Consider the following 25,081-nt stretch of genomic DNA (forward strand, 5'->3'; position numbering starts at 1 on the left):
GCGGCAATGCATAACAGTCACCGGAGCTGCTGGCCGTTGCCCAGGGTCGGCATCGGGATCGTCCTGCGATTGCGCCGACGCGGCCGAGGGGATTCACGGATAATGGCATTCCGCGATAATGATCGCGGGTCCGGCAAGGCGGGCGTCTATACCCTGCTCAGGTTGGGCAAATGGTCGATCGCCCATCCAACACTCTGCCGCACTGATGGCGTTCAGCGCGGCGTCACCGGCCGAAAAGAGAGCCAACCATCGGCATTACAATGCTCCAGCGCCACGTTTTCTGGCACCATGTGTCGCACATCGCCGCCCATCACCGTTCCGGGAGATAATCCCGCCCGGTCAAAGCAGCGCTCAGTGCATAACGGGCCTCACGGGGCAGATGGGCGATGACCGAAAGGTAGGCGCTGGCGAAGAGATTAAACCACGGGCAATACGAAGTCCTTCGCTTTGCCTGCCTCGCACCGAAGCTTATGCTGCAGGCGATAGCAATGCTGGCTCGCCGCATATCGTTGGTTGCGGCTTGCATTGGTTCGGATTGACTTTGTTGGCAAATATGACTACATGACGAAGGCGCGTAACACGCTCCGCACAGTCTCCTGGATCAAGGCGGCGCGGAAAGATTTTGAGGCATTCCCCACAAGGGCCATGGATCGGGCATTCGACGCCCTGACCGTGGTGGCCGACGGTGGGACACCGGAGATTGCCAAACCGCTCACCGGCTTGGGGGCGGGTGTGTGGGAATTGGCGATCAAGGAGCGCGGCGACGCCTATCGCGTCGTTTACGCGCTGCAAGTGGGCGATGACATCTGGGTGGTCCATGCCTTCCAGAAGAAGTCGACCAAGGGAATTTCGACGCCGCGCCACGAAATCGATCTCGTGCGCGAGCGTATCAAGCGGTTGAAGGAGATGCTCGGTGGCTGACCAGAATGACGATTTCGAACTGGTTCGCGGTTCCGGCAACGTCTTTGCCGATTTCGAGGTGCCCGACGCGAGCCTGCGCCAGTTGCGCGCGATCCTTGCCGCTGAAATTATCAAGACGCTCGATAGTGAAGGGCTAACCGTGCGCGATGCCGAAGCGCGCACCGGGATTGCTGCGGCGGATTTCTCCCGTATCCGCCAGGTCAAGCTCGACCGCTTCACCATCGACCGGCTGATGCGTATTCTCGACCGGCTAAATCGTGATGTGCGGGTGAAGATTTCCGTATCGCCTCGCGCAAAGGGAATGCACGCCTCGTCCGTTGCCGCCTGATATCCGTGGTTGCTGAAGTTTAGTCTGTGCCCGTGACATGGCTGGCCAGAGCAAAAGGATCAAAGCTTGCTTCGATATCCTCCGGCGCAAGATCCTCGCGGGCAAAGAGCGCGCGATCGGACAGGACCGTGCGGGGTGCATCGACGTGTCCGGTCGCGACGACGTGATAGGTGTCGCCATCCTGGCGTCCCCGCCTGCAGGCGAAGTTCCAGCAATGGCTGAAGGTCTGGAAGGGATTGGGCAGTTTCATGGGGTCGGGTCCTCTCGATAAACGAATGAGTACGGGGGCAGCCATGACGGCGACCCCCGTGCGCAGATCAGGCGCTCTTGCGACCGGCCTGCGCATTGTGCGCGGAAGGCGGCATGCCCAGGGGGCCACGGCGATCCACGATACGGATACCGGCCTTCTTGGCATCAATCACAAGGCGTTCGCTCACGCCATTACCGGGGAAGGCGATGACGTAGCGAGGTTTGAGGTTCAGGAACTGGTCGTTCCTGCGAAAACCTGCGCGGTCGCCAAGCTTGCGATCGAGGCCGAAACGGACCTGCTGCACGCCCTTCTGTTCGGCCCATGAGGCGGCGAGACCATCGAGCCCGCGCATGTCGCCGCCATGGACAAGGTACATATCGCCAACCCGCTCGCGCACCGCGTTGAGCGTGCGGTGCAGGTTCTCGGCGAACTGGCGCATGTCGTCATCGGACCTGAAGGTCATCCTGCCTCCGGTGAAGACAACGGGGGTGCCAATCGCGGTATTGGCATCGCGGACCTTGTCACGGCGCGCCTTGAGGAATGCGCGGCCATCGATGATGGCGGAGGTGACGCCCAGCGATATCCGGTTACCGGCGCCGGGAATCCACGACTTGCCAGTTTCGCGAATGTAATGGGCGGCGGCAACATCGCGCATCTGCTCGTAGCAGGTGGCGGCTTCCTCGATCTTGCGGGCAACCTCGATCTTGTCTTCGAGGTTGCTGGCGTTGATTTCGCTGCCGTCCTGTTCGGCGATGAGCAGCCGGATATCGTCGGTAAGCCGGTCGATGACTGCGTGTTTCTTCTGCGCGGCGCGGTGGAAGAGGTTGACCAGACCCCAGCCCAGATCCTCGATGTCGCGCTCGAGCGAGGTGTTCATCATGGTGGCGAACAGATCGCTCCAGATCGCGGTGGTCGTCTGTTCCAGCGCTTCGGCGAGGGGCGGAGCCATTCCGCCCGTGGCATCGTCACCGGGTTTGAGGTGACCGAGTTGCAGGCTTTCAAGGGCTGCGGCGAGTGTGGTCATGGACCTGTCTCCTGTTTGTCGCCGGCGGCCTATCCGCCGGATGAGCATCTCCCGGGACGCCGGAATAGCGGGGACCGCACCGAGGCAGGGCCGAGGGGAACCTCAAAATCCGGAGGCTGGAGCGGGCAGGCGCGGCACGCGCCAACACGGCCCGGATTTTGGGGTTGCGGCCCCCGCGCGGCGGCCCACATGCGAAATCCTCCGGCGGGTTGTCGGCGACGGGTGGGCGGACTTCTGACACTGCCTGCGCAGCCTGTGCCGCAAGCGAACGCGTCACTGCGCCGCTGCCGAGAATGTGGACCTCGCCCCGCTACGCCATGGACAGCATTCCGACGGGCGGCTCACGATGGCGGGATGTAGGCCTCGTAGGGATTCCTCGGCGCGAGATGGCCGAACGGGGTCATGACATAGGCATCGCCGTCGCGGCCAACGGCGCACAGGACATAACGGGTCTCGCCGCTTTCGACCTCGGTGCATTCCATCAGCGCAAGGTTGTCGTCGCGCGCGGCCCTGAGCAGCGTCTGGAAATTGGTGCGGGCGTGATCAGGAATCGCCATGACGAACCTCCCCCTGAGCCAGGGCTTCCTTGTAGAACCGGTCGAGCAGCGTGTGGGCCGATTCCGAACGGATGGTGTCGGCGGTGATCAGCATGGCGAGTCCGCCAAAGCCATCGGGCCGCATCTTCGAACAGGTAAAGGCCATGGTGACGGTGAGATGGTCGATTTCAGGCGCGCGGCGCACGATGTCCTGCAGCACGTCGGGCCAGAGATCTCCGCCCATGTCGAGTTCGAACTCGTCGTCACCCTGGATCGCATCGGCATGGTCCGCGCGCAGCATGGTGACGAGGCGACTCGTTGCGTGGTCGGTGGTGTCCAGCGCTTCCCGGACCTCTCCGGGATCGAGCCAGGTCAGGTCACGTGCGCCATCGTCGCTGTAGTAGTAGGCAATGCCGTTCTCGATCTCCTCGTCGAAAACCTGGGCAAGGACCATCGCCTCGATCGGCAGGATTGCGGACACAGGGATCACCGGTTCGACGACGGTGGGGGTGTAATAGTCGGCCATTTGAAATCTTCCCAAAAATGCGAAAGCCCGGCGCGGCGGCCGGGCTCGGTGGATAGAACGGGTGACGGGGCAGTGAAGGGCTAACCCCAGTCGAAAGTCGGCAGCTCGTCGATCTCGTCGGCGTCGCGGTCGAAGTTGATGTATTCGGCGCCGAGCGCGCGGGCGCGGGTCATCACCGCGACAAGGTCAGGCTGCACATCATCGCCGGGTTCCTCGCTCGCCCAGACGAACCAGCCATAGGGCGTCGGCGATGAAATCACGTCCATCCGGTCCAGATAGGTGCGGGCGGCGGGCGAGAGATGCGCGGTCGAGCAATCGAGGAACAGCCGCAGCGGATAGGTGACGGTCATGACGCGCCTCCCAGCGGCCGCGCATCCGCAATGCTTTCACCATGGGCAAAATCACCCCCGTCATAGGTCGCCACACAGGTGCGCTGGAACGGATTTGGCAGCGCGGACAGTGGCGCATCGCCGATAGTCAGCGGGGGAATGGCGCGCTTCGCGAACTAGGCAAGCGCCTGCAACGCGGTAAGCGAAGTCGCGGCAAGGATCGTCTCGACAGCAAAAACAGCGCGGCCATCCTCGTCCGCCTCAAAGGCGTGCGAAACCCCGTTGCCGTGTGATACGACCACTTCCGGGTTGAACGCGCCGGGGCATCCACCGGAAGTGCGGCGGTAGTAGAGCCGGTTGGCGAGCACGAATGCCTCGAGATCATCGACCAGGCCCCCGTTCAGTTCCTCGCCGTAGAGGTCGAGCGATGCGTCGCCGGGGATGTTGTCTGCCGTCAGGGCGTCGCCGCCCCAGTCGAGCGAGAGGGCATATTGATCGGCAAGGTCGATGAGGCGGGGAAGGAGGGCGGCAGGAAGGTAGACGCCAATTTCGATTGTGCAGGTTGTACGGTCGCCCATGGCGATGTCCTTTCATAGTTGAGGGTGATGCCGCTCAGCTTGCGGCGATGGCCGGGTTGATCAGGCGGTACTGGAAGCGCTTGACGCTGCCGATGCGGGCGACTGCGCCGGTTTCGGGATCGCGGTAGCGCAGCCCCCGCCCCCTCGGATTGGCGATCACGATGAAACGCGCGACGGTCCTGCCATTGGTCAGGGCCAGCGGCGGATCGAAGATGATCGTCTGCCCGGGTCTGGGTGTGGGCCGCGCGCCGGCAAGCGACCGGGCAAGGGCGTTGGCGCGGCATTTCGCGCGCCATTCGAGTGCATTCGGATGATCCGTTTCGGTCAGCAGATCGAGAATGGCGGGTGGGCAATCGGCCTCATAGGGGCCCATTTCCTCGCTCATGTCCTTGTAACCGAATGTCATTCCATCGCGCGCACGAGGATTGTATTTGGTGAGGCAGATGAGCCCCAGAACGATGGTTTTCGCGCCCGGCCGGATACGCTCGACGGCGGCATAATAGACGCTGCCGACCTGCGCGGAGGCAAGGACGGTCGCGCGCTCGGTCTCGCCAGAATAGGTAAATTGATTGTCGAGATAGGAACGGGGCGATGGGTATCCGCCGAGTCCCTGCATAAAAAGCCAGCCCATATGGGTCTCCTGTTGTGTCAGGCCGCGTCGGCCAGTGGGGGTGTGAGGTTGCCGATCATCGCCTCGATGCGGCGCGCGAATGCCTCGGGGTCGAGCAGGTCCGCGATCGGGCGCCAGTGGGTCTTGCCGACCGCGCCGCCCGGCGAGACTGCCGCGATACCGACCTCGTGACCGGTCACGAGATTGCGGGGCACCACCTCGATCTCGATTCTACTGTGGCGAAGGTACGTCCGGCCTTCGCCGGGTCCGCCATGGCAGGCAGTGCCGATGCGAACGCCGTCGTTCGCGATGTTCAGCGCCTGGGCGAGAACACGCAGCGCAGTGCGAGCCTGAGCGTGGAATGTCCGCTTCGCAGCTGCGTCGGAGGGGAGGGGATTGCCTGCGATCGCGGTCAGGGCAAGATGTCGGACCACGTCGCCGCGATCGAGCATGCAACGCACCCGCAATTCCTCCGCATCGGGTGAGGCGCGATCGGCGACAACCCCGATATTGCGGGCAAGCAGCAGCACCGCGGCATCGCGTTCGGGCGATTTGCCCGCGCGGGCGCAATCCTCGACCGCGCGATTAAGCGCGTGGAGGGCGGTATGGATGGTGGTCAGCGCGTCGGGATGCAGCGCATCATTATGGCGGTAATGCGTGTCGTAGTGCATCGGGAACCTCCGTTCGTGAGCGCCCGGATGGGCTCACGAAGCCGAAGGCCCCCTCTCCTCTCCTTTGGGTTGGCCATTGACCTGGCATTTTGACTTTATCAACTGTTGATAAGGCGCTATGATCCGTCGTGATTGGAGACCACGTCATGATCAGTGCAGACCTTGGACATCAATTGGAGCAATTCGTCTCAAGCCTCGTCGCAACGGGGCGTTATAATTCGAAAAGCGAGGTTTTGCGCGAAGGCGTCCGATTGATCCATGATCGCGAAACCCGTCTGGCCGCTTTGGATGCCTCTATTGCACGGGGCCTTGCCGATGCGGACGCTGATCGCACCGCATCAGCGATCAGTGTTTTTGATCGACTGGAAGCAAAATACCGTGCGCTGGATGCCGACGATAAATGATTGTCCATCTCACGGCTGAGGCTGAATATGATCTTGAGGCGATTGGCGATTACATTGCACGCGACAATCCGGCACGAGCGGTGAGCTTCCTGCATGAACTGCGTGCAAAATGCCTTGGCCTTGCTGACATGCCGGAACGTTTTCCGCTCGTTCCACGCTATGAGACGGCGGGTGTGCGCCGGCGTGTTCATGGGGATTATCTGATATTCTACAGGGTCGAACGAGACAAAGTGGTCATCATTCACATTCTTCATGGCACCCAAAACTACAGTGCCATCCTCTTCCCGTCATGACCCGCTAACACGACCGACATTTCACGCCGCCATACGGTCGGGATCATCCACGGCTTCAGGCTTATCGAGCCGGGTCAGGCGCAGGAGATAGCCATAGGCCTCTTCGGCGCGCGCGGCGGCGGTGAATATGGCCCGAGAATCCTTGCGCATCAACTTGATCCACGACCCAATATAGGCGGCATGATTGTCGATATGCTCGACGGGAAGGCCAAGATCCGCGCCGAGCAGACATGCAGTCATCTCCGCCACATATCCTGACAGTCCAGCGAAAAATAGCGGTTGGAAGGTGAAAACCATCGGTGCCTCCAGCCCTGCCCAAAAACCCCATGGCTCCCCCGAGGCGGGGGTGGGCGGCGAGAACGACCGGAGAGGCCCGCGCAAGCGGCGGGCCGCACCCGGAGGGGCGAAATGAAATGGAGCAGCTCGGCGAAGCCGGGCTTGCGGCGCGCCGTGGCGGGCCTAGCAGGGAGCGCCGACCAGACCCGCATCGAGGGAGGCCCGAAAATCAGCGCCGCCGCGCCAGCGGCGTCCGCTGGTGAGCGGGCGAAGCCCGCGCATCGCCGTGCGCGACGAAGCGGCCGAGCCCGCCAGGGATCGGCCGTTCAGCCTTGGTCGCTGCTGGATCATGGCTGCCGGGCGTGCATCCAGTCGGCCGCCGCCTGCGCCTTGCTCGCCGCGGTGAAGATCGCCCGGGGCTCGTCCTTGAGCAGTTGCAGCCACGAGGCGATATAGGCCGCGTGATCGGGTCGCGGTTCGTGCGCGATCCCGAGGTCGGCGAGCAGGAACGATGCGGTCAGCTCGGCAGTCGCTTCCTCCATGGCGAGCGCGTGCCTGGTCCACTTGGCGCTGAAATCGCGGTCGAGCCGATGGGCTGCGCCACTGGCATGGGCTGCCTCGTGAATATGGGTGGCGTAGAAGCCGTGGGCGTCGTGGAAGGCGCTGAAATCCGGCATGTAGATGCGGTCTTCGGCGACGTGATAATAGGCGCTGGCCGAGCCGTAGACGGTATCGATGCCGAGCGAGGCGATAAAGGCTTCGGCGGCGGCGAGGCGTTCGCTCTCGGGCAGGTCCGGCCCCGGTTCGGGCGCATAGCCATCGACCTGATCGGCGTTGAAGAGGCTGAACGCCTTGGCGAAAAGCCGTCGGTGGTCGCCATCATCGTCGCTGGCTTCGTCGCCCTTCGCGCGAAACTCCTTCCAGAGGACGCCGAGGCTGGCGTGCTCGCCCTTGCGGACCTGCGCGCCGAGCGCCTGCCACTGGCGATAGGTGCCCCAGACCCCGCTCGCATAGCCGCTGCCATAGGCGGCCGCCCAGAGCGAGACCGTATTTATGCCGCGATAGGGCTTGCCGCTGGCGACGTTGGTCGGGCGGGTGACATCGGCGGCGGAATGATGCCACGGCATGCGCCAGGTGCCGGTGCCGACTTCGATGGCGTCTACGATCGCGTCGGTGACGCGAGCGTAGACGTCTGAACGTGGTGAGGCTGACATGATCTGTTCTCCGTTCTCGCGCCGGGGACCATCCCCGGCGGCGGAGGCCCGTTCGCGCCGGGCACAGGGGAGCTCGCGCACCCGTCAGGGCCGCAGCGAAGCGAAGGACGGCGAAGCCGTTGCGCGGGCGCGCCGACCGGCGCAGGACTCCGCCAACAGCCGGGGTGGTCTACGGCGCGGGAGGATCGATCCCGGCAATCACCGTGGTCAGGCGATCCAGCTCGCGCTGGAGAGCCTGACGCTGGAGATCGGAGATGCGCCGTTCGCGTAAGTGCGCCCTGGCATCGGCCGCCGCGCGTTCCCAGGCCGGCCTGTGGCGGGCGGTGATGCAGGCGTTGGGACAGCGGGTCGGCTCGCACAGGGCGGTGAGCGGCTGCGCGGGATCGGGGGTTGTCACGCGCTTGAGGCAGAGCGCGGTTGCAGGATCGAAGAAGCAATCCGCGAGCGGACCGACATGGAAGGTGCGCGCGACGCTGGCGAGCATGACGCGCAGGCGGGCCCGATCGGCGATTATGGCGGGCAGTGGCCCGAGCTTAACGGCGGCATCGTCGAGGGTCCGCGCGATGCGCGGTCCCGCCGGTCCGCCGAGTGATGCGCCGCCCTGCCGCCGGTCGAAATAGTCCAGCAGATCGTCAATCTGACCGAGCCGGCGTTGCGCCTCCACCTCGGCACGAAACCCCGATGCGCTTGTCCCGGCATAGCCTTCGAACGCAGCGACCGAGGCGTGCTTGTACTGGATCATGCCGGCGATAGTGCCGAACGGACGGTTGGCGATGTGCCACGCTATCGTGCGCCGGAACTGCCGCGTCGTGATGCGCCACGGCTTGCCATCGGGACCGGGCGGGATAACCGGCATATCGGGGCTGCCGAAGACGGTGTTGAGGTGATCGCGGAAGGTGTTGAGCTGGCGGACCACCTCGCTCGACAGATGCGTCTTGGAGACGGCGCTCGCGCGCAGCACCGGCCAGAGCGTGTCGCTGCCGCTGGCGCGCGCCGGTCCTGCCGACAGGCGTTCGAGCACCGTGATCGCATCGGCGACTGGCTCGATCGTTACCCAGCTCGCCGCCTCGCCCACGGCCGCCCGGCGCTTGTAGATGGTCGATCGGATGCGATGCCGCTCGATCAGGCCGTCCTCGCTGCGCGCGATAGAGAGACACCCGCGCCGCATCGCCTGCACCTCGCAGTCGCGCATGCCGGTCAGATAGGCGCACACGATATAGGCGGCCGCCTGGAGCATCCGTTCCTCGTGTGCGAGAGTCTTCGCGTCGAAGCGCGCGCGCCATGGCCGACCGCTCTCGGGATCGATCGAGATCGGCGTGTCCATGCCGCCGACCTCTACCCCCAGCTCAGCCGCGACTGCGTCGATCAACCTCGCTTCACCGCCGGTCAGCAGGAGATGCGCGCCTGGCTCGGCCTGCACGTCGATCCCGGCATGGAGATGCAGGAGATGGGCGTTGATCGGTGGGGTCACGGCGCCAGTATTGGGGTCGACGCGCAGCTTGCCGTTATGAGCGGTGCCCCAGATCGGTGCGCCGCGCCCCTCGCGGCGTCGGCGACCGAAATAGGCCTTCAGGCGGGTGCGGCGACTTTGCCGGCGATCAGCGTCCGGAAGGCCGGCGTCGGCGGCGGCAAGGCGATCCCGGCGCGCTTCGAGCCGATCTAGCTCGCGGCGGGCGGCGAGAATATCGTTGGCGAAGACGGTGACGTAGCGCAACGACCAGGCGAGCAGCGGGGCGATGACGTCTTCCGGAAACCGCGGGGTCCGGTTCTCGCGGACGTGCCGGTAGCCTGCGACGCGTGCCGGGGCCTGCCCGGCCCAGGGCTCGAATGCAAGGCCGCCGTCAGGCAAGTGGTCACGATAGTAATAGAGATCGGAGACCACTTCGAGAAGGTGGCCGACGATGACGGGTCGCCGAGCCGGATCGGCACGAAGGTGCCGGGCATAAGCATCGGCCAAAGCCTGATCGATGCGACCAAGGTCAAGCCATCCAAGCTGCTCACGCGCGAACGCGAAGAACCGGCGGGCACGGTTGAATGCCTGGCGAATACAGGTGGGTGGTAACGTCGTCCGATAGCCGGGAAGATCGACGTTGAGACGGGCGTAGAGATAGGCGCGCATCGCCGCCTGCACATCGGCATGTTCGAGCACGTCGAAATGCGCGGTGACGTGGCAGCGCCGGGCGTTCTCGCGGAAGACAGCGGGACCAAGATCCCAGCTTGGGTCGCCGACGCGCGATAGCTCCTCACGGATATGGCCTTCCTTGAGCGGCGCGCTCGCCAGCACGGGGCGATCGTCGAAGGCGGGCGCCAGGGCATGGGCGGCCATGGTCATGCGCGGACCTCCGGCGGCAGATAAAGCCGCTCGCTCTCCATCTGCCGGCGCGCATCGGCGATGACGGCATCGGTGAAGGCCGGCACGATCTGGGCTGTGATGCGAGCATGGACGCGGCCGAACTTGGCTGCCCAATCGGTCGCGGGCAGGCTCAGCCGCTGCTCTTCGACGAATGCGAGGAAGGCGAGGATCGCGGGGAGCTTGCGCACGGTGATGACGGCGTTGGGACAATCAAGGCAGCCCCAGAAGGGCTGCGCGCAGGGTGATCCGGCCTCGGCGAAGGGACTGTTGTGGAAGCCAGCGCAGGCGGCGAGCCAGACATCCTGTTCGCCGTCGAGCAACGGACTCACGGTATCGGGCGGCATCAGCGGCGCGGCCTGATCGGGCGCTTTGCGCAACGCCTGCTCGGCGGTGGGCGGGAGCACGGTCGGCATCGCGGCGGCGACCGCTGCGCGGAAGGCGTCGGCGACGGCCGTCTCGTGCAGGGGCCGGAGCGACGGCAGATCGGCATAGTGGCGCGCCGCCACCTCGCGCGAGTGGCCGACCGCGAAGCGGGCCATATGCCCCTCGGTCTTGGTGTACCACAGCGCCTTGTGGGTCTTGCGGAGCCGGGAGAGCAGCAGGTGGAGCGGCTTGCCGTCGTCATCGACAATATCGTGCTGCGCTACCCAGGCATCGATCCGTTCCGTCGGGTGGCGGATACCTGCCCGCAGGCCGCCAGCGTTGTGATAAACCCAAAGACGATCGTCATTCAGATGCTTGCGGGCAGTCGCCGTGACCTCGATCAGGCGACGAATAAGACCGCCAGGCGTGCCACCACCGCCGTCGCGGACGCACATGCTCTTGTGCTCGGCGCCGCGGGCGCGGCGCTTGAGATAGCGCAGCTCCACCGTGCCGGCATGGGGGTTGGTGAGACAATCCACGGTCAGCGTCTTCAGGCACTCGGGCTCGAGGCCGGTATCGAGCGTGAGCAGCACGAGCAGCGCCGGCAGATCGCGCGCGCGCAGGTGATGGCGGCCATGCAGGTCGTCGATGAGCGTGCTGATCGTCAATCCGCGCCGCATGCGCATGAAATAGAGGCTCTTCAGCGCGGGCTGGTCTGCGACGATAAAGCCTTGCCGCGCGATGATCGCTTCGACATCGGCGCGCGCCTTGGCGATGGCCGGGTCGCCCTCATCGGTCCGGTCGTCGGCGCCGATACGGCGGAACATCGCTTCGACATCGGCTCTCGCGGTGTCGCGCAACGCCCGGGCGACGAAGGGGCTATAAGCATCGCGCGGGGTCGAGCGGCCCGCCGATGTGGCCAGCGTGTAGCGCAGCCGCTCATGCAGATCGGGCGCGATCCGATCGGGCCGGTCTACCTCGATCGCGCGCAATGTGTTGATGAGTTTGCCGACCGTGATGTGCCGGTGGATCGCGCCCATCCCGCGCTGTTCGAGCGCGGATGCGAACCCATCGATATGGACTGCGCGCAGGTCGCTGACGCCGGTTACCTCCGGTGCACCATCGCCAAGCCAGGCGAAGAAGTGACGATAGACCTGCACATACTGCTTGATGACGCTGGCCACACCGATGGGGCCGCCGAGCGCTGCTGATCGACGCAGTGCGCCGACGAAGGCGATAGCGAGCGGGCGAGGATCAAGCCCGGTCATATCGATCAGGACCGTTCCGCCATGCCGCGCCTCGATGGTGAACTTGAGGCCGAGCACGGGATCGGGCTGCACGGGCTCCGGCGTGATCGGCGAGAAGGCAACGGGCCGGCCCTTGCGGGGACGCCCGCTCATATGCCCTGCGGTCCCGGCAACAGCGCGAGCAGCTCCTCGACCGCCGCATCCACCGTATCGGAGCGGGTCGCGATATGATCGAGATAGATATAGGTGGTGGTGAGGCTCGCGTGGCCGAGCAGGCGTTGCACCTGTTGCAGCGGGTCGCCAAGGATCAGCCGGTAACTCTCCACCGGCCCCGCCGGCAATGCGGCTTCGCGCAGCCGCTGCTGGATCAGCAAGGCGAGCATATGGACCGCGAATGTGTGGCGAAGCTGGTGCGGGCTGATCGACAGCGGGAAGCCGTTCTCCTCGCACCGGTTGCAGGCGCGGGTAAAGATCACCTCCCACGAGTTGGGCCGAACAGGCTGCCCGACCTCGGTCAGCCATAACGCCGCCGGCTCGCGGGGCGGTCCATCCTCGTCGTACAGGATAAGGCGGCATCGTTCCTCCGGAGTGCAGACATCGCGCATGCGGTCGAGACCGGCGCGGGTGACAGGGATCGGTCGGTCGAAACTGGCCGCGCCATCGCGCGCGGCGAACTTGGCCACGCGCGCTGCGCGCTCGACGGCGACATAGGCGGCGATCTGACGAAGCAGCCGGCGTGGGACCAGAACGCTGCGTCCCCGGTCGCCCTTGGTGAGCGGCGGCGGGAGAGGCAGCCAAAGTTGTTGGGCATCTCCGTCCGCGCGGTCGATCGCCGCGAGCTCGGCGGTGAGCAGGCCCGACGCCTCTTCGAGGCGCAGGCCTGTGGTGACGAGAAGGTCAGCGAACAGCGCGTTGCGCAGCCCGTTCCGGTCGCGAGCGCCGGGGCGCTCGGTGCCGTCAGGGGTGAGCCCGCGCAGGCCGACCTCGCGGAAAATGCGGTAATCGTCCATCGTGACGAACCGAACATCCGATCGCCTGGCGACACGTTCATAGGCATCATTGCGCGCCGCGATCATGCCGCGACGGCCGCCTTGCGCCGGTCGCCACACGGCGCGGCGGCTGAACGGCGCGTCGGTGATCAGCCCTTGCTGCTCGCCCCAACGGTAGAGACGATCGAGGCTGGCGACAGCGCGGTTCCAGCTTGCCGCCGTTATGCGGTGATCGGCCTCGTCGCGGCGTCGCTCACGATGATAGGCGTCGACATCGTCGCGGGTCGCAGCCCACACGGTCTTGCCGCAGGCATCGAGAAAACGAAGCCAGACTACGACATCATAGGCATAGGCGCGAAGCGAGTGCCGCGAGCGGACGCCCGACAGCGGTAGGTCGAGAAAGAATCGATCCAGATCGGGATCATAGAGCGCGTCGCCGTGCAGGATCCGCGGCACATGCGCATCGAGGCCCTTGGCCTCGCGGCGCTCGCAAACAGTAATGATCGACACCGGCGCGAAACCCTCCCCCCGGACCCCCCACCCGGAAGCTGACCTTCACACCGATGCGCGCTATGGCCCGGCAGCAATCAGGCTGGCCTCCGCCAGCTCTTGGGTCAGCGCTACGGCCAGCCTGATTACTGCCTACCGTGGGCGTCCGTCGCCGACCTTACTGCAATGTTGCGGGCGGCGCAGACTGTCCAGATAAGGCGACCAACTCCTCGAACGCATATGCCTGATCGCCGAAGCGCTTCCCGAACGATCGGGCAAGCCGGGCTGGATGGCCTGTCCAGTGGCCGTTATGCCGATATCGGCATAAGATCCATAATGCCGTGATCCGGATTATGCCGCATCTGGTCGGCAGCGCGCGGTTGGCAGTATGATCGCGCCAATCCCATTCGGCATAATCTTCGTCGCTCCAACAACATGGAGCACGACGATCATGCCTGAATATTTGCAGACCAGCATCGAGCCTTATCTGGACTCGTTCGCCGAGAGTTTTGCGGCGGAGAACTACACGCCCGCCACGATCAATGCCTATCGATTGATCCTGCGGAAAGTGGGCCGCGTGATGGATGCTGAGGGTATCAGTCCTTCGGCGTTGACGCTCGATATGGCCGAGCAGGTGGGCCGCCAGGTGCCGCGCAAGCATGCGGGCACGGCATGGCCGTATAAGTTGGCCCGTCGCTTCGCGCAGCATCTGCTCGATATCGGCGTGACGCAGCCGGTGCCGTTGACCGAGGTGCAGCAGGCGCGCGCGACACTGCTGGCGGACTTCGAGACCTATCTCGTCAAACAGCGCGGCCTCAGTCCGCGGAGCATCCCCCATACGATAGGCTTCGCGCGCCGCTTCCTCGACTATCGCTTCGGCGAGACGATCATCGATCCGGGCAGCCTGCGTCCCGCTGACGTGATCGGCTTCATGGAGCATGTGCTGACCAGCGCCCGTCGCGACAAGACGGTCGCCACCCATGTCCGTATCTTCCTTCAATATCTGTTCGGCTGCGGGGCCACGGCGACCAATCTGGCGCTGAGCGTGCCGAAGACGGCGAAGGTCTGGGGAGCGCGACTGCCGCGCCACCTGTCGCCGGAAGGCGTCGAGGCGGTGCTGGCTTGCGTGCGCGACAATCCCCGACATGGCGCGCGGGACTATGCGATGCTGCTGCTCATGGCCCGGCTTGGCCTGCGCGCGGCCGAGGTCATCGCGATCCAGCTCGATGATATCGACTGGCGCTCGGGCGAGCTTACGGTGCGTGGCAAGGGCCAACTGCACGACCGCGTGCCGATCACCGTGGAGGTCGGCGACGCGCTGAGCCGCTATCTTCGCGAGGAGCGAGGACCGGCGGCTTGCCGCACGATGTTCGTCACCCATCGCGCGCCTCATCGCCCGTTCAAGGATGGGCAGATCGTCAACGCCATCCTCAAGGATGCCCTCAAGGCGACCGGCCAGAAGCCGGCGACGCCCTATGTGGGATCGCACCTTCTGCGTCATAGCCTTGCCACCCAGCTCGTGAATACGGGCGCGTCGCTCGACGAGGTGGGCGACGTGCTGCGGCACCGCTCCCGATCATCGACAATGATATATGCCCGGCTCGACATCGACGGACTGCGATCGGTCGCGCTGCCCTGGCCGGTGGCGGGAGGCGCGCAATGAGCCTCGCCTCCCAGCTCGACCGCTATCTGAGCGTTCGCCGCAGCCTCGGCTACGACCTTGGCACCAGCGAGCGCATCTTGCGTCGCTTCACCCGGTTCGCCGACCACGAGGGCGCCGCCCATATCGATACGGCGCTGTTCCTGCGCTGGCACGCCACGCTGGCCGAAGCCTGCCCATCGACGCGAGCGGCGAGGCTCAGCATCGTGCGGCTGTTCGCGCAGTGGCTGAGCAGCTTCGATCCGGGGCACGAACCGCCGCCGCGCGGCCTCTTGCCGGGAGGCTTCCAGCGGTCGCGCCCGCATATCTACACCGATGCCGAGATCGGGTCGATCATCGCAGCGGCCGAGACGCTGCCATCGATCTACGGCCTGCGCGGGCTGACCTGCTCGACGTTGTTCGGGCTGATCGCGGTCACGGGCCTGAGGATCAACGAGGCGCTCGGGCTTGATCGTGATGACCTCGATACCGATCATGGCGTGCTGCGCGTCCGGCAAGGCAAGCTCGGCAAAGAGCGGTTGTTGCCGCTCGATCCGAGCGTCGTCGCGACGTTGATCGACTATCTTGCCGAACGCGACCGGCTGCTCGGCCATCCGGCCAAGCCGCTGTTCGTCACAGACAAGGGGACGAGGCTCACTGACTGCGCGGCCCGCTACAACTTCGCGCGGGCTTGCCAGCAGATCGGGCTTCGGACTCCACAGCCATACTGCAAGCATGGCCGGGGGCCGCGCATCCACGACCTTCGCCACACCTTCGCGGTGAAGACGATGATCGGTTGGTATCGCACAGGCAAAGACCCGGCGCGCGAGATGATCCGGCTGACGACCTATCTGGGCCATAGCGATCCCTCCAACACATACTGGTATCTGGAAGCGGTCCCGGAACTGCTCGATCTGGCGATGGCGCGAGCAACGGCCGATGGCCGGGAGGCAGTCCAATGAGCGCGGTTGCCTTGCCTGCGCTGATCCAGCGCTTCTTCACCGACCGGCTGTGCGTCCAGATGGAGGCGAGCCGTCATACGGTCGCAGGCTATCGCGACACGTTCCGGCTGTTGCTCCGGTATGCGAGCGCCCACCACGGCAAGCCGCCGGTCAGGCTCACGGTCGAGGATATCGACGCCGATCTGGTCGCCGACTTCCTCGTCCATACCGAGACGGCGCGTGGCAACAGCGCGCGCAGCCGCAACACCCGGCTCGCCGCGATCCGCTCGTTCTTCCGCTACGTGGCGATGAGCGATCCGACCTGGCTGCTGCACTGCCAGCGCATCCTCGCGATGCCCAACAAACGCTATGTGAAGCGCACGGTGACGTTCCTCGACGCCGACGAGATCGCGGCGTTGCTGGCAGCGCCGGACCGCACGACATGGGCAGGGCGGCGCGATCATGCGCTGCTGCTGCTCGCGGTCCAGACGGGCCTTCGGGCATCCGAACTGGTTGGCCTCACGCGCGGGGATGTCGTGCTCGGAAGTGGCGCACACATCCGTTGCATGGGCAAGGGCCGGAAGGAGCGCGCCACACCGCTTCGTCGCGAGACTGCCAAGCTGCTGGCGGCGTGGATCGGCAACGACAAGGACGAGAGCAGACCGCTATTCCCGTCGATCCGGGGCGAACGGCTGAGCCGCGACGCACTCGAACATCTGGTCCGCAAGCACTGCCTCACGGCATCGCGCGCGTGTCCGAGCATCGGCGCCAAGCGGGTCACGCCGCATACGCTGCGCCACAGCACGGCGATGGACTTGCTTCACCACGGCGTCGATCCTGCGGTGATCGCGCTCTGGCTTGGTCACGAGAACGTCGAGACAACCCAGATCTACATCCACGCCGACATGCGGATGAAGGAGAAGGCGCTCGCTCGCGTCGCGGCTCCGCCCACCCCGTCAGGCCGGTTCCGGCCCGACGATCAACTCCTCGCGTTCTTGGAAGGGCTCTGATTATGCCGAACAGACGCATGGCCGATGCCCGGAAATCCAGCTTCCAGCGGAACCCATGCGGCATAATCCGGATCACGGCATTATGGCCGGCCTCATGCGCAATGGTGGCTGCCCAGGCGGCGCGCGTGTCGAATTGCTCGACCGGCGGCATGGTGATGACGTCCGCGCGCAGATCATAATAAGCACGATCGCCGCCGCATCGCAGCCGCGCGGGCAGCCGATCGACGAAGCGCTCCGCCCGCGGACCGAGCCGGTCGCCCGGCGGGACGAGGGAGAGGGCTTCGGGATAGAAATCGCCCGGCAGTGTATCGATCTGATCGGCATTGAAGACCGCATAGGACCGCATGACCCGGCGCTGCTCATCGACGAGCTCACCCGGACGTTCGTAGGAATCGACCTTCTTCGAATAGGCTTTGTAGAAGATCGCAAATTGCGACTGCTCACCGGCACGGACCTGCCCGCCGAGGCTTTGTGCTTGCCGATAGGTCATCCAGTAGCGGGACCGATAGCCGCACTGCTCGGCGGCCAGCCATAGCCAAAAGGTGTTCATGCCGCGATAGGGCTCGCCATTGGCGCGCAGCGGGCGCCCTTGCGCGGCGCATGATCGCCAGGGCCGTACCCAGGGACGCACACCGGCCTCGAGCCGGTCGATGATGGCGCGCGTGATGGTCTCGGCCGGCGAGGGCCGGCCCGATGATTGGGTCATGGTGGATACTCCGCGAAAGAGCGGCTGTCTCAGCGCCGCCGATGAAGGGCGGCGGGCGACACGAAAGCGCCGCCCGCCGTTAGGCGTTCGCCTCAGGCGGCCTGTTCGAAGTCGCCAGCATCGCCATCGGGGGCGATCTCCCCTGCCCCGCCGTCGCTGTCGTCTTCATCGCTGAGGAAAGCGGAATAGCTCCGGAAGCTTTCGGGCTTTTCGATCGCGCCGAACCGCATCTCGTCGGGCAGCCAGGAGAGCGCCTTTTCCCGGACTTCGGCCTCGACGATGCCCTGCCCCGAACAGAGCGCAGCGCAGGCATTGGCAAGGTCACCCTTCTTGGCGTCCTTGTATCGGCCGCGCAGCACCGGCCCGCCGATCTCGTCGAGCGCTTCGAGCATGACGTCCTTCTTCACCCGCCCGAAAAAGTTCTGGGCATCGGGCCGCCACCATTGCGCGACATCAATGTCGAGCAGCCGTCCGAGATGATCGTGGAAGCCGTTGCGGCGCCCGCCATCGTCGACGTTGAGTGTCGGCTCCAGCGTCTGCGCCATGACATGGGCGAGCCAATCGGCGCGCGCCTGTTCATCCAGTTGCCGGAAGGCATCGAAGCGGGACGACAGCGTGTTCCCGCCTGCCCAGCTCACATCGAGCGCCTGGCGCTGTTCGGTCAGGACATTGCTCGCCGCGCTACCTTCATCGCGGAAGCTGACGATCGGGAAGCTCGCGGCGGCGGCCTGCAACGTCGCGTGGTCCCGGACATAGCTGCTGGCGAACACCGTCCGGTGCGCCATCAGGAATATCGTGAGATCGAGCGCGAACCCGGCATCCGAGGCGACATGGGCTGCCAGGATCTGCCGGCGCTGGGTCGCGAGTTCGTCAACCAGCGTCGCGCTGAGCCGGGAGGCCGCGACCTTGCCGGACGGTGCTTCGGGTTCTGCATCCTCGCCCGCCTGCCGGATGGCGCGCTCGCTGAACATGCGGCTGTGCACCCGCGGACTGCCATCGGGCGCCAGATAGATGAAGGTGCCCAGCTGGTCCTTGATCGCATCATCGACCATCGTGCGCGACGCCTCGATCGTATCGAGTTCCCGCTCGATGTCGGCGAGACGCGCCGAAGCCGCCTCGGCCTCGGGCGTGCCGTCCTCGAGTTCGGTCTCAAGTTCGCGGATGAGCGCGTCGCCCTCATCCGAGAGACTATCGACGCGCTCCTGCTCGTCCCCGCTCAATTCGCGCAGCGGCGGATGATATTCGTGGAGCTGGCACTCCGTATCATAGGGCACATGCGTCGCGAGAACCGGCGTCACGAACGCCAGCTTCTGTTCGGCAGCGAGCGCTTCCGCGGCCGCTTCAAGCTTCTGGGCGGCCAGCTGCTCGATGAGCTCCACGTCGATCCAGCTCTCGTCCACATCTTCACCGAACAGGTCGCGCTCGATCCGGCCGCCCGCGCCGACATAGGCCTCGCGGCCGACGAACCGTGCCTTGGCGTCGGTCGCCTTGACCGTTCCGTTGAGGAGCGCACGGCGGATATTGTCGGGATTGTCGCCATAATAGGACCGGCTCATGCTCTCGAACACGCGCGCCTGGCGATCGACGTCGGGCGTGACGGCATAAGCCTGGGCGACCCCCAGCGTGATCTCGCCCGCCGCCAGCGCCGCGAATACGAGAGGAGCCAGTTCGGCAAGCCGTACCCGCTGCTCAACGAAGCGGGTCGTGACGCCGAAACGTTTCGCCACATCCTCGGCACTCGCGCCCTTGTCGAGGAAGTGCTTGAAAGCCGAGCACTCATCCGCCGGGTTCATCGCGACGCGGTGGAAATTCTCGGCAAGGCTCGCTTCGGCCGATCCAGCATCATCCTCGAGCACCAGCACCTGAACCTCATGGTCCCCGGCAAGCCGACCTGAATCGATCAGCCGCTGGAGCGCCCGCAAGCGGCGGCCACCCGCCTTGACGGTGAAATGTCCTGCCTTCTTGAGCGGCGTGACCACGAGATTCTGCAACAGGCCATGCGCGGCGATATTGTCGGCGAGGCTGTCGAGGTCGGCATCGCGATTGGATTTGCGGACATTGTCCTTCGAGAGCGAGAGGTTCTTGACCTTCACGGACTGGATCATCGGTTGTCTCCTTCGAGGGTTGCGCCGACCTCGTCGGCCGGCTTGAGCCACTCAGGCCCACCCGGCCGAAGGCCCCCTCCCCTCTCTTCGGTCGCTTGGCGCGGCCGCGGGTCAGTCCGTGATCCTGGCGAGGATCTCGAGGGCGCGGCTCGGGGGAACGAACAGCCGCGTGCGGTGCTGGATGATCTCGGTGAAGCAGCCCGCCGCCTTGAGATGCGGCAGCGCCTCGGGCTTCCAGTCCAGCAATTCGAGGCGTTGATCGCCGGCGACCAAGGCGCGCTTCAGCCGCAGCGCTCCGATCGGCATGATCTCGCCCGAGGTGCGGACGTGCTCGACCCGCGCGCCGAGGTCGATCTCGACATGGGCCGCGATGCCGAATGCGCTGGCAATCCGCTCAACCAGCGGCGCCGGAATAAGACGCCCGAGAAGCGACTGGCCGTCATCGCTCGTCAGCCGCCAGACCTGGACATGATCGTCGGGCAGCTTGCCCCACACCGGAAGCAGCAGGCCAGTGACCAGATAGATGATCTGCGTGCGCGTCTGCGCCGCCATTGCGTCGCATTCGGCCTGCCAGGCTTCGTCGAAGCTCGCCCGGTCCACGTCGGTCCAATGGGTTTCGGCGAAGAGGTCCTGCCGGTGCCGTTCGGTGCGCGTCGGCCGCACCAGCTCATAGCGGCGCACGGTCCGCCCCTCTTCGTCCGTCAGCGAGAAGGTCGGCCGGCAAATGGCGGCCTTGCCGGAACGCGGGTTGATCAACCCGCGCGCTTCCGGGTCGGCCAGAAGCCAATGCGCTCGCTCCAGGGTCAGCGGCCGATATCGCTCCTCGGTTTCGATACGCAGGATCTCGGTTTCGGCGCCGCTCACGGGATCGCGCCGGATCACCGTCCGGTCGAGGATCGAAATACGGTCGGCCGCGATCGTTTCGACGCCAAGATCGAGGGTGCCGGCCTCGCGTGCCTTTTCCACCCGTGCTTCGATCAAGCCGAGATATTCGTCGAAGATCGCGTTCTGCAGGTCGATGCGCAGCGCCAGGATGCGGTTCAACCACCGCTGGATCGTGGGCAAGGTCTCGGTGAGCCCCCCGCCCTCCCCGGCCAGGTTCAAACCGGTGAGCGCCTGGAACTGATCGAAGTGGACCGATTGGAGTTTTGCCTGGAACAGCAGGCGAAACCACTGGTCGAGCGATTCCCGCGCGAAGTCGGACTCCAGATTGTCGCGGGGGTCGAAAAGTCCCTGCCCGCCGGTCTGGCGTTGGCCACGGGTCAGCGCGCCCAGGCTGTCGAGGCGCCGGGCGATGGTCGAGATGAACCGCCGTTCGCCACGGCAATCGGTGGAAACGGGCCGAAACAAGGGCGGGCAGGCTTGGTGGGTGCGGTGCGTGCGGCCCAGCCCCTGGATCGCCGCGTCCGCGCGCCAACCGGGCTCGAGGAGATAGTGAATGCGGCGGCTCTGATTGGGCGCGTCGAGGCTGGCGTGGTAACTCCGCCCCGTGCCGCCGGCGTCGGAGAAGATCAGGATGCGCTTTTCGCCGCGCATGAAGATGTCGGTCTCCGCGAGGTTCGTGCGCGCGCTGCGCCGTTCGATCCGCTGACGGCCGTCGGCATCGACGACGATCCGCCGGCTGCGGCCCGTCACCTCGGCCACAGCCTCCGTCCCGAAATGCCCGATTATGTGATCGAGCGCCGAGCCGACGACCGGCAGCGCACAGAGTTGCTCGAGGAGCTGGTCGCGCATGGCCATCGCTTCCCGGCACAGCACGGGCTGCCCGGCCTCGTCGATCATCGGTTCCGAGCGCACCGTGCCGCTATCGTCGGTATAGGTGCGCATCTGGCGCACGGGAAAGGCCGCGGTCAGATAATCGACCAGGAATTCGCGCGGGGACAGCTCGATATCGAGCCAGGCGCGCTCCTCGGGGGACAGGTCGGCAAGGGCACGATCGAGCATCGCTTCCGAGGTCGACACGAGCTGGACGACGGCGCAGTCGCCGCGCGCGAGATCGGCGGCGATCGCCGGGATCAGCGAGGGCAGCTTCATCGACAGCAGGATCTGGCCGAAGAAGCGTTGCTTGGTCGATTCGAAGATCGACAATGCCGCGGCCTTCGCGCCGCTATTATAGGTGGCACCGCTGAAGCCGTCGGTGACGCGCGTGGCGGCGAGCGCGGCCTGCAGATTGTTGTGAATGATCGCCCAGGCATCGGCATAGGCATTGTAGACGGCGATCTGTTCTTCGCTGAGCCGATGCTCGAGGATGTCATATTCGACGCCGGCGAAGCTGAGCGCCCGCGCGGCATAGAGGCCCTGCGCTTTGAGGTCGCGGGCGATCAACTCCATCGCCGCGATGCCGCCTCGGCGCAGGGATTCCACGAAGGCCCGCCGGTCGGCGAAGGCCGTCTGCGGTCCCCACAATCCGAGGCGTGTCGCATAGGCAAGATTGTTGACATCCGAGGCGCCCGTCGCCGAGGCGTAGAGAATCCGGGCGCGCGGAGCGAGATTTTGCAGGCGGACGCCGGCAATGCCCTGCTCGGACCCTTTCGTGGCGCCGAACCGGCCCTCGCCGCCGGCCACCCCGGCCATTTCATGCGCCTCGTCGAAAACGATGACGCCGCTGAAATCCTCACCCATCCATTCGATCAGCTGGCGCAGCCGCGTGCCCCTGTCGCCGCGGTTGGAGCGCAGGGTGGCATAGGTCAGGAAGAGGATCCCATCGCCCAGCGCGATCGGGGTGCCGAGCTTCCACTGGTTGAGATGCTGGATGTCGAGCGGCAAGCCGCCAAGCGCCGACCAGTCCCGGCGAGCGTCTTCGACCAGCGTCTCGCTCTTGGATATCCAGAGGTGGCGGCGGTTGCCACGCAACCACTGGTCGAGGATGACGCCTGCCACCTGCCGCCCCTTGCCGGCGCCCGTGCCATCGCCAAGGAAAAAGCCGGTCCGATAGGCGTTACCGGCCTCTGCCGGCGACAGCGAAAGACCCTCCTCGCTGGATATGAACCGCCCGGGAAGATCGCGCTCGAACGCCGCGCCAGCGTAGATCAGCGTTTCGAGCTGCGCGTCCGAGAGCAGGCCGTCGTCCAGGATCCTGGCCGGCAGCACGGGTTCATAAGCGACCGGGGGTGCGGCAATCGATCCCATTGCCTGCGATTCGACCAGCGCGCTTGGGTGCTCACGAGCATCGGCAATCAGCAGACGGCTCGGCCGATAGGGCAGGTAAATCCCTTGCGGTTCGCCCGCGGGTGCGGGCGCGTCGAGACGGTGATAGGCGACCGCGCGGGTCGTGGGCAGGGTCACCGCCGCACGCGAGCAGACGGGGCGGGTCCGCCGCGTGAGGCCCCGGAACAATCCGCTGGGGCGGGAGATCGGCTGCGGCTGCGGCGCGCATGGGGTCGCCATCGCATCGATGGCCGCAAGCGCAGCGCCGAGCGTCGTGCAGGTCTGGCGCGGGACCGAGCCCCCTGCCCCGTCCTTTTCGAGGAGTATGAGCTGGACTGCCTGGCCGGTGCCGTGCTTGGCATAGGCATCGGGCGGCAGGTCGAGATGCAGCCGGGCATGCGCGCCCGCAGTGGCGTGCAGCCAATCCGCGTCCTCCGTCTCGATGCGGTCGGGGAGAATAACGGCGCAGCGCCCGCCTGGAGCAAGCCGCAACAGCGCGGAGCGCAAATGGCGAAGCGCGGCATGGCGATCGCGCGCGCGCCCCTGGCTTCGCGAGAAGGGCGGATTGAGGAGCACGACGCTCGGCACCAGTTGCGGATCGAGCATATCGTCGATCAGTTCGCCATCATGCGTGCTCAGCCTGCCTTCGGGAAAGGCGTGACGCAGCAAACGCGTGCGCCAGGCATCGATATCATTGAGAAGGAGGCGCGCGCCGGCGAGATGGGCGTGTACGGCCAGGAGGCCGGTCCCGGCCGAGGGCTCGAGCACGATATCGTGTGCCGTGATCGCGGCTGCCTTGGCGGCAAGGAAGCCGATCGGCGCCGGTGTCGAGAATTGCTGGAACGCGATCTGCGTTTCGCTACGCACGCTTTGCGTGGGAAGCGCCGCCGTCATAGCGATCAGCTGGGCGAGCCGCGCATTCGCATCTGCCGGGAGCGTCGCGTTCTTCAGATGGAGGACCTGCGCGAGTTCGAGCACATCGTAGGCGTCGCGCAATGACCACAGGCCATCGGCGCTCGAGCCACCGAAAGCGGAGGTCATTTCGGCAAGGAGGTCGTTACGTGCAACCGGACATCCTTCGGACAGCCGGTCGGCTATGCCTTGAGCAGCGGTACGGGCGGGATCATCGAGCGGCAGCGTGAGCGCGAGGGGGTGTGTGGCCATGGGGCATCTCCAGGTCTGACACCTGGCATCAGCGCCAGGTCATCAGCCGGAAGGCTCCCTCCCCTTTCAGGCCGCCTCGGCGGCCCGGCGGACACGCCAAGCATCATTCCAGTCCGCGTGCCGTTCCGGCAGCCGGAGCACCAGTTCGCGTCCATTGGCTGTGAGATGGGGGCGGGCTTTTTTGAGCATGGCGGCAGCGGCGGCACCGCGATCGCCATAGACGATGATACGCTTGACCCGTTCGGGGATGGCGACAAGCCCAAGGCGTTCGACCCCGCCCAGCGCCCAGGTGGGCGTTCCGAACCAGGCCATTGCTGAAAGGGCGTCCTCGATGCCTTCGGCAAGGCCAAGCTCCTCGCCGGCCGGCGCCAGACGAATGGCCGCGTCGCCGAGAAGGCCAAGGGCAATCTTCGGCTTTGGCATGGGTTTGTGCAGGATGTCGGCGAGATCGAGGCAGGTCCGCTGGACGGCGACAACCCCCAGATCATTCTCGACCGCGGCGATCATCGCCGGAAAGAACCGGCGGCGCTCACCGGCCCCGACGATGGTGCGCGGGTTGTAGCGCAGGCAACGCGGATAGGGAGGCGGCAGACCGCGCGCCGCCAGATAATCGGCCGCTGGAGATCCGGCGATGGGCTGGCTCGCCTTCCATAGGCGAAGTGCAAGAGCGCGATGGTCCGCGGCCGCCTTCGGGCGCGGCATTGTGAGCGGCTCCGCATCGTGAAGTTTGCGCCGGCGCAAAGCAGCCAGAACATCGCGCGTGTCGCAGCCGGCAAAGCAGTGGAACAGGATCGCCCGCTCGCCCAGGCGTACCGACAGGCTGGGACCATGATCGTTATGTGCCGGGCACCGGCATTCGCCGCGCGTACCGCGCCAGATCCCACCCAGGGCTTCGACAATGGCTTTGGCGCGATGGGGAGCAGCTATGGGCATCGACTAATCCTCGGAAGTGGTGGAGCGCCGCTGCT

23 protein-coding genes and 2 pseudogenes are annotated in these 25,081 nt (G+C 65.7%); 7 read left to right on the top strand and 18 right to left on the bottom strand.

Annotated elements, in window-relative coordinates; genetic code table 11:
• Positions 1 to 561 precede the first annotated feature (561 nt).
• Both IQ35_RS15725 and IQ35_RS15730 read left to right on the top strand, forming a co-directional pair.
• On the top strand, positions 562 to 921 hold the full coding sequence (locus tag IQ35_RS15725) for a type II toxin-antitoxin system RelE/ParE family toxin (RefSeq protein WP_145074739.1): 360 nt from the start codon (positions 562 to 564) through the stop codon (positions 919 to 921).
• Complete coding sequence (locus IQ35_RS15730; protein ID WP_145074740.1) at positions 914 to 1,249, top strand: helix-turn-helix domain-containing protein; 336 nt, start codon at positions 914 to 916, stop codon at positions 1,247 to 1,249. Before IQ35_RS15725 ends, IQ35_RS15730 begins: the two co-directional genes overlap by 8 nt.
• Before the next feature lie 19 nt (positions 1,250 to 1,268).
• Here the strand turns inward: IQ35_RS15730 and IQ35_RS15735 are convergent, their stop codons facing one another.
• The 8 genes from IQ35_RS15735 to IQ35_RS15770 all read right to left on the bottom strand — a co-directional run bounded on the left by IQ35_RS15735 (position 1,269) and on the right by IQ35_RS15770 (position 5,773).
• The gene (locus IQ35_RS15735) at positions 1,269 to 1,499 is read right to left on the bottom strand and encodes a hypothetical protein (protein ID WP_145074741.1); all 231 of its coding nucleotides are present in this window, start codon (positions 1,497 to 1,499) and stop codon (positions 1,269 to 1,271) included.
• A gap of 67 nt (positions 1,500 to 1,566) precedes the next feature.
• Positions 1,567 to 2,571: a DUF2493 domain-containing protein gene (locus IQ35_RS15740; RefSeq protein ID WP_242003368.1), complete on the bottom strand. Its 1,005-nt coding sequence runs from the start codon at positions 2,569 to 2,571 to the stop codon at positions 1,567 to 1,569.
• A gap of 293 nt (positions 2,572 to 2,864) precedes the next feature.
• The gene (locus IQ35_RS15745) at positions 2,865 to 3,080 is read right to left on the bottom strand and encodes a DUF6117 family protein (RefSeq protein ID WP_145074744.1); all 216 of its coding nucleotides are present in this window, start codon (positions 3,078 to 3,080) and stop codon (positions 2,865 to 2,867) included.
• A complete protein-coding gene (locus IQ35_RS15750; RefSeq protein ID WP_145074747.1) occupies positions 3,067 to 3,585 on the bottom strand; it encodes a hypothetical protein in 519 nt (172 codons plus the stop codon). The genes IQ35_RS15745 and IQ35_RS15750 overlap by 14 nt, the downstream gene beginning before the upstream one ends.
• Positions 3,586 to 3,665: 80 nt before the next feature.
• Positions 3,666 to 3,935 (bottom strand): DUF5983 family protein, encoded by a 270-nt coding sequence (locus IQ35_RS15755; RefSeq protein WP_145074750.1) that lies wholly within the window; start codon positions 3,933 to 3,935, stop codon positions 3,666 to 3,668.
• 155 nt (positions 3,936 to 4,090) lie between these two features.
• The gene (locus tag IQ35_RS15760; protein WP_145074753.1) at positions 4,091 to 4,492 is read right to left on the bottom strand and encodes a hypothetical protein; all 402 of its coding nucleotides are present in this window, start codon (positions 4,490 to 4,492) and stop codon (positions 4,091 to 4,093) included.
• Between the two features lie 34 nt (positions 4,493 to 4,526).
• Positions 4,527 to 5,123 carry a DUF6927 domain-containing protein gene (locus IQ35_RS15765; protein WP_145074756.1) on the bottom strand — a complete coding sequence of 199 codons (597 nt, stop codon included), beginning with the start codon at positions 5,121 to 5,123 and terminating at the stop codon, positions 4,527 to 4,529.
• A gap of 17 nt (positions 5,124 to 5,140) precedes the next feature.
• Positions 5,141 to 5,773, bottom strand: a complete 633-nt coding sequence (locus tag IQ35_RS15770) for a hypothetical protein (protein WP_145074759.1) — start codon at positions 5,771 to 5,773, stop codon at positions 5,141 to 5,143.
• Positions 5,774 to 5,919: 146 nt separating this feature from the next.
• Here IQ35_RS15770 and IQ35_RS15775 point away from each other — a divergent pair, with 146 nt between their 5' ends.
• Both IQ35_RS15775 and IQ35_RS15780 read left to right on the top strand, forming a co-directional pair.
• Positions 5,920 to 6,177, top strand: coding sequence for a type II toxin-antitoxin system ParD family antitoxin (locus tag IQ35_RS15775; RefSeq protein WP_145074762.1), 258 nt, complete (start codon positions 5,920 to 5,922; stop codon positions 6,175 to 6,177).
• Positions 6,174 to 6,470, top strand: a complete 297-nt coding sequence (locus IQ35_RS15780) for a type II toxin-antitoxin system RelE/ParE family toxin (RefSeq protein WP_145074765.1) — start codon at positions 6,174 to 6,176, stop codon at positions 6,468 to 6,470. The genes IQ35_RS15775 and IQ35_RS15780 overlap by 4 nt, the downstream gene beginning before the upstream one ends.
• A 21-nt stretch (positions 6,471 to 6,491) precedes the next feature.
• Here IQ35_RS15780 and IQ35_RS15785 read toward each other — a convergent pair whose 3' ends face one another.
• The 6 genes and pseudogenes from IQ35_RS15785 to IQ35_RS21085 all read right to left on the bottom strand — a co-directional run.
• Positions 6,492 to 6,710 carry a zincin-like metallopeptidase domain-containing protein gene (locus tag IQ35_RS15785; protein ID WP_242003369.1) on the bottom strand — a complete coding sequence of 73 codons (219 nt, stop codon included), beginning with the start codon at positions 6,708 to 6,710 and terminating at the stop codon, positions 6,492 to 6,494.
• 383 nt (positions 6,711 to 7,093) lie between these two features.
• The gene (locus IQ35_RS15790) at positions 7,094 to 7,960 is read right to left on the bottom strand and encodes an ArdC family protein (RefSeq protein ID WP_145074771.1); all 867 of its coding nucleotides are present in this window, start codon (positions 7,958 to 7,960) and stop codon (positions 7,094 to 7,096) included.
• A gap of 169 nt (positions 7,961 to 8,129) precedes the next feature.
• Positions 8,130 to 10,292 carry an integrase gene (locus tag IQ35_RS15795; protein ID WP_145074774.1) on the bottom strand — a complete coding sequence of 721 codons (2,163 nt, stop codon included), beginning with the start codon at positions 10,290 to 10,292 and terminating at the stop codon, positions 8,130 to 8,132.
• Positions 10,289 to 12,076, bottom strand: a complete 1,788-nt coding sequence (locus IQ35_RS15800; protein ID WP_145074777.1) for a hypothetical protein — start codon at positions 12,074 to 12,076, stop codon at positions 10,289 to 10,291. Before IQ35_RS15800 ends, IQ35_RS15795 begins: the two co-directional genes overlap by 4 nt.
• Entirely contained in the window at positions 12,073 to 13,422 is a 1,350-nt protein-coding gene (locus IQ35_RS15805) for a tyrosine-type recombinase/integrase (RefSeq protein ID WP_145074780.1), read from the bottom strand. The genes IQ35_RS15800 and IQ35_RS15805 overlap by 4 nt, the downstream gene beginning before the upstream one ends.
• A 157-nt stretch (positions 13,423 to 13,579) precedes the next feature.
• Positions 13,580 to 13,711, bottom strand: a pseudogene (locus IQ35_RS21085) (zincin-like metallopeptidase domain-containing protein); the annotation flags it as partial.
• Between the two features lie 141 nt (positions 13,712 to 13,852).
• On the opposite strand from IQ35_RS21085, the gene IQ35_RS15810 reads away from it, so the two are divergent.
• From IQ35_RS15810 to IQ35_RS15820, 3 genes are read left to right on the top strand one after another with little or no spacing between them, the layout of a single operon-like run.
• Entirely contained in the window at positions 13,853 to 15,064 is a 1,212-nt protein-coding gene (locus tag IQ35_RS15810; RefSeq protein WP_062061472.1) for a tyrosine-type recombinase/integrase, read from the top strand.
• The gene (locus tag IQ35_RS15815) at positions 15,061 to 16,002 is read left to right on the top strand and encodes a tyrosine-type recombinase/integrase (protein ID WP_062061477.1); all 942 of its coding nucleotides are present in this window, start codon (positions 15,061 to 15,063) and stop codon (positions 16,000 to 16,002) included. The genes IQ35_RS15810 and IQ35_RS15815 overlap by 4 nt, the downstream gene beginning before the upstream one ends.
• The gene (locus tag IQ35_RS15820) at positions 15,999 to 16,991 is read left to right on the top strand and encodes a tyrosine-type recombinase/integrase (RefSeq protein WP_062061480.1); all 993 of its coding nucleotides are present in this window, start codon (positions 15,999 to 16,001) and stop codon (positions 16,989 to 16,991) included. Before IQ35_RS15815 ends, IQ35_RS15820 begins: the two co-directional genes overlap by 4 nt.
• Before the next feature lie 82 nt (positions 16,992 to 17,073).
• Here IQ35_RS15820 and IQ35_RS15830 read toward each other — a convergent pair.
• From IQ35_RS15830 to IQ35_RS15845, 4 genes and pseudogenes are all read right to left on the bottom strand, one after another.
• Positions 17,074 to 17,697 (bottom strand): annotated as a pseudogene (locus tag IQ35_RS15830) (ArdC family protein); the annotation flags it as partial.
• Positions 17,698 to 17,789: 92 nt separating this feature from the next.
• Positions 17,790 to 19,802, bottom strand: a complete 2,013-nt coding sequence (locus tag IQ35_RS15835) for a ParB/RepB/Spo0J family partition protein (RefSeq protein ID WP_007688079.1) — start codon at positions 19,800 to 19,802, stop codon at positions 17,790 to 17,792.
• 111 nt (positions 19,803 to 19,913) lie between these two features.
• Positions 19,914 to 24,113, bottom strand: a complete 4,200-nt coding sequence (locus tag IQ35_RS15840; RefSeq protein ID WP_013041753.1) for a strawberry notch-like NTP hydrolase domain-containing protein — start codon at positions 24,111 to 24,113, stop codon at positions 19,914 to 19,916.
• A gap of 66 nt (positions 24,114 to 24,179) precedes the next feature.
• The gene (locus IQ35_RS15845) at positions 24,180 to 25,046 is read right to left on the bottom strand and encodes a DUF7146 domain-containing protein (protein ID WP_007688081.1); all 867 of its coding nucleotides are present in this window, start codon (positions 25,044 to 25,046) and stop codon (positions 24,180 to 24,182) included.
• Positions 25,047 to 25,081: the final 35 nt, after the last annotated feature.

The sequence above is a fragment of the Sphingobium wenxiniae genome (genome assembly GCF_007830065.1).
In the GTDB taxonomy this organism is placed as follows: Bacteria; Pseudomonadota; Alphaproteobacteria; order Sphingomonadales; family Sphingomonadaceae; genus Sphingobium; species Sphingobium wenxiniae.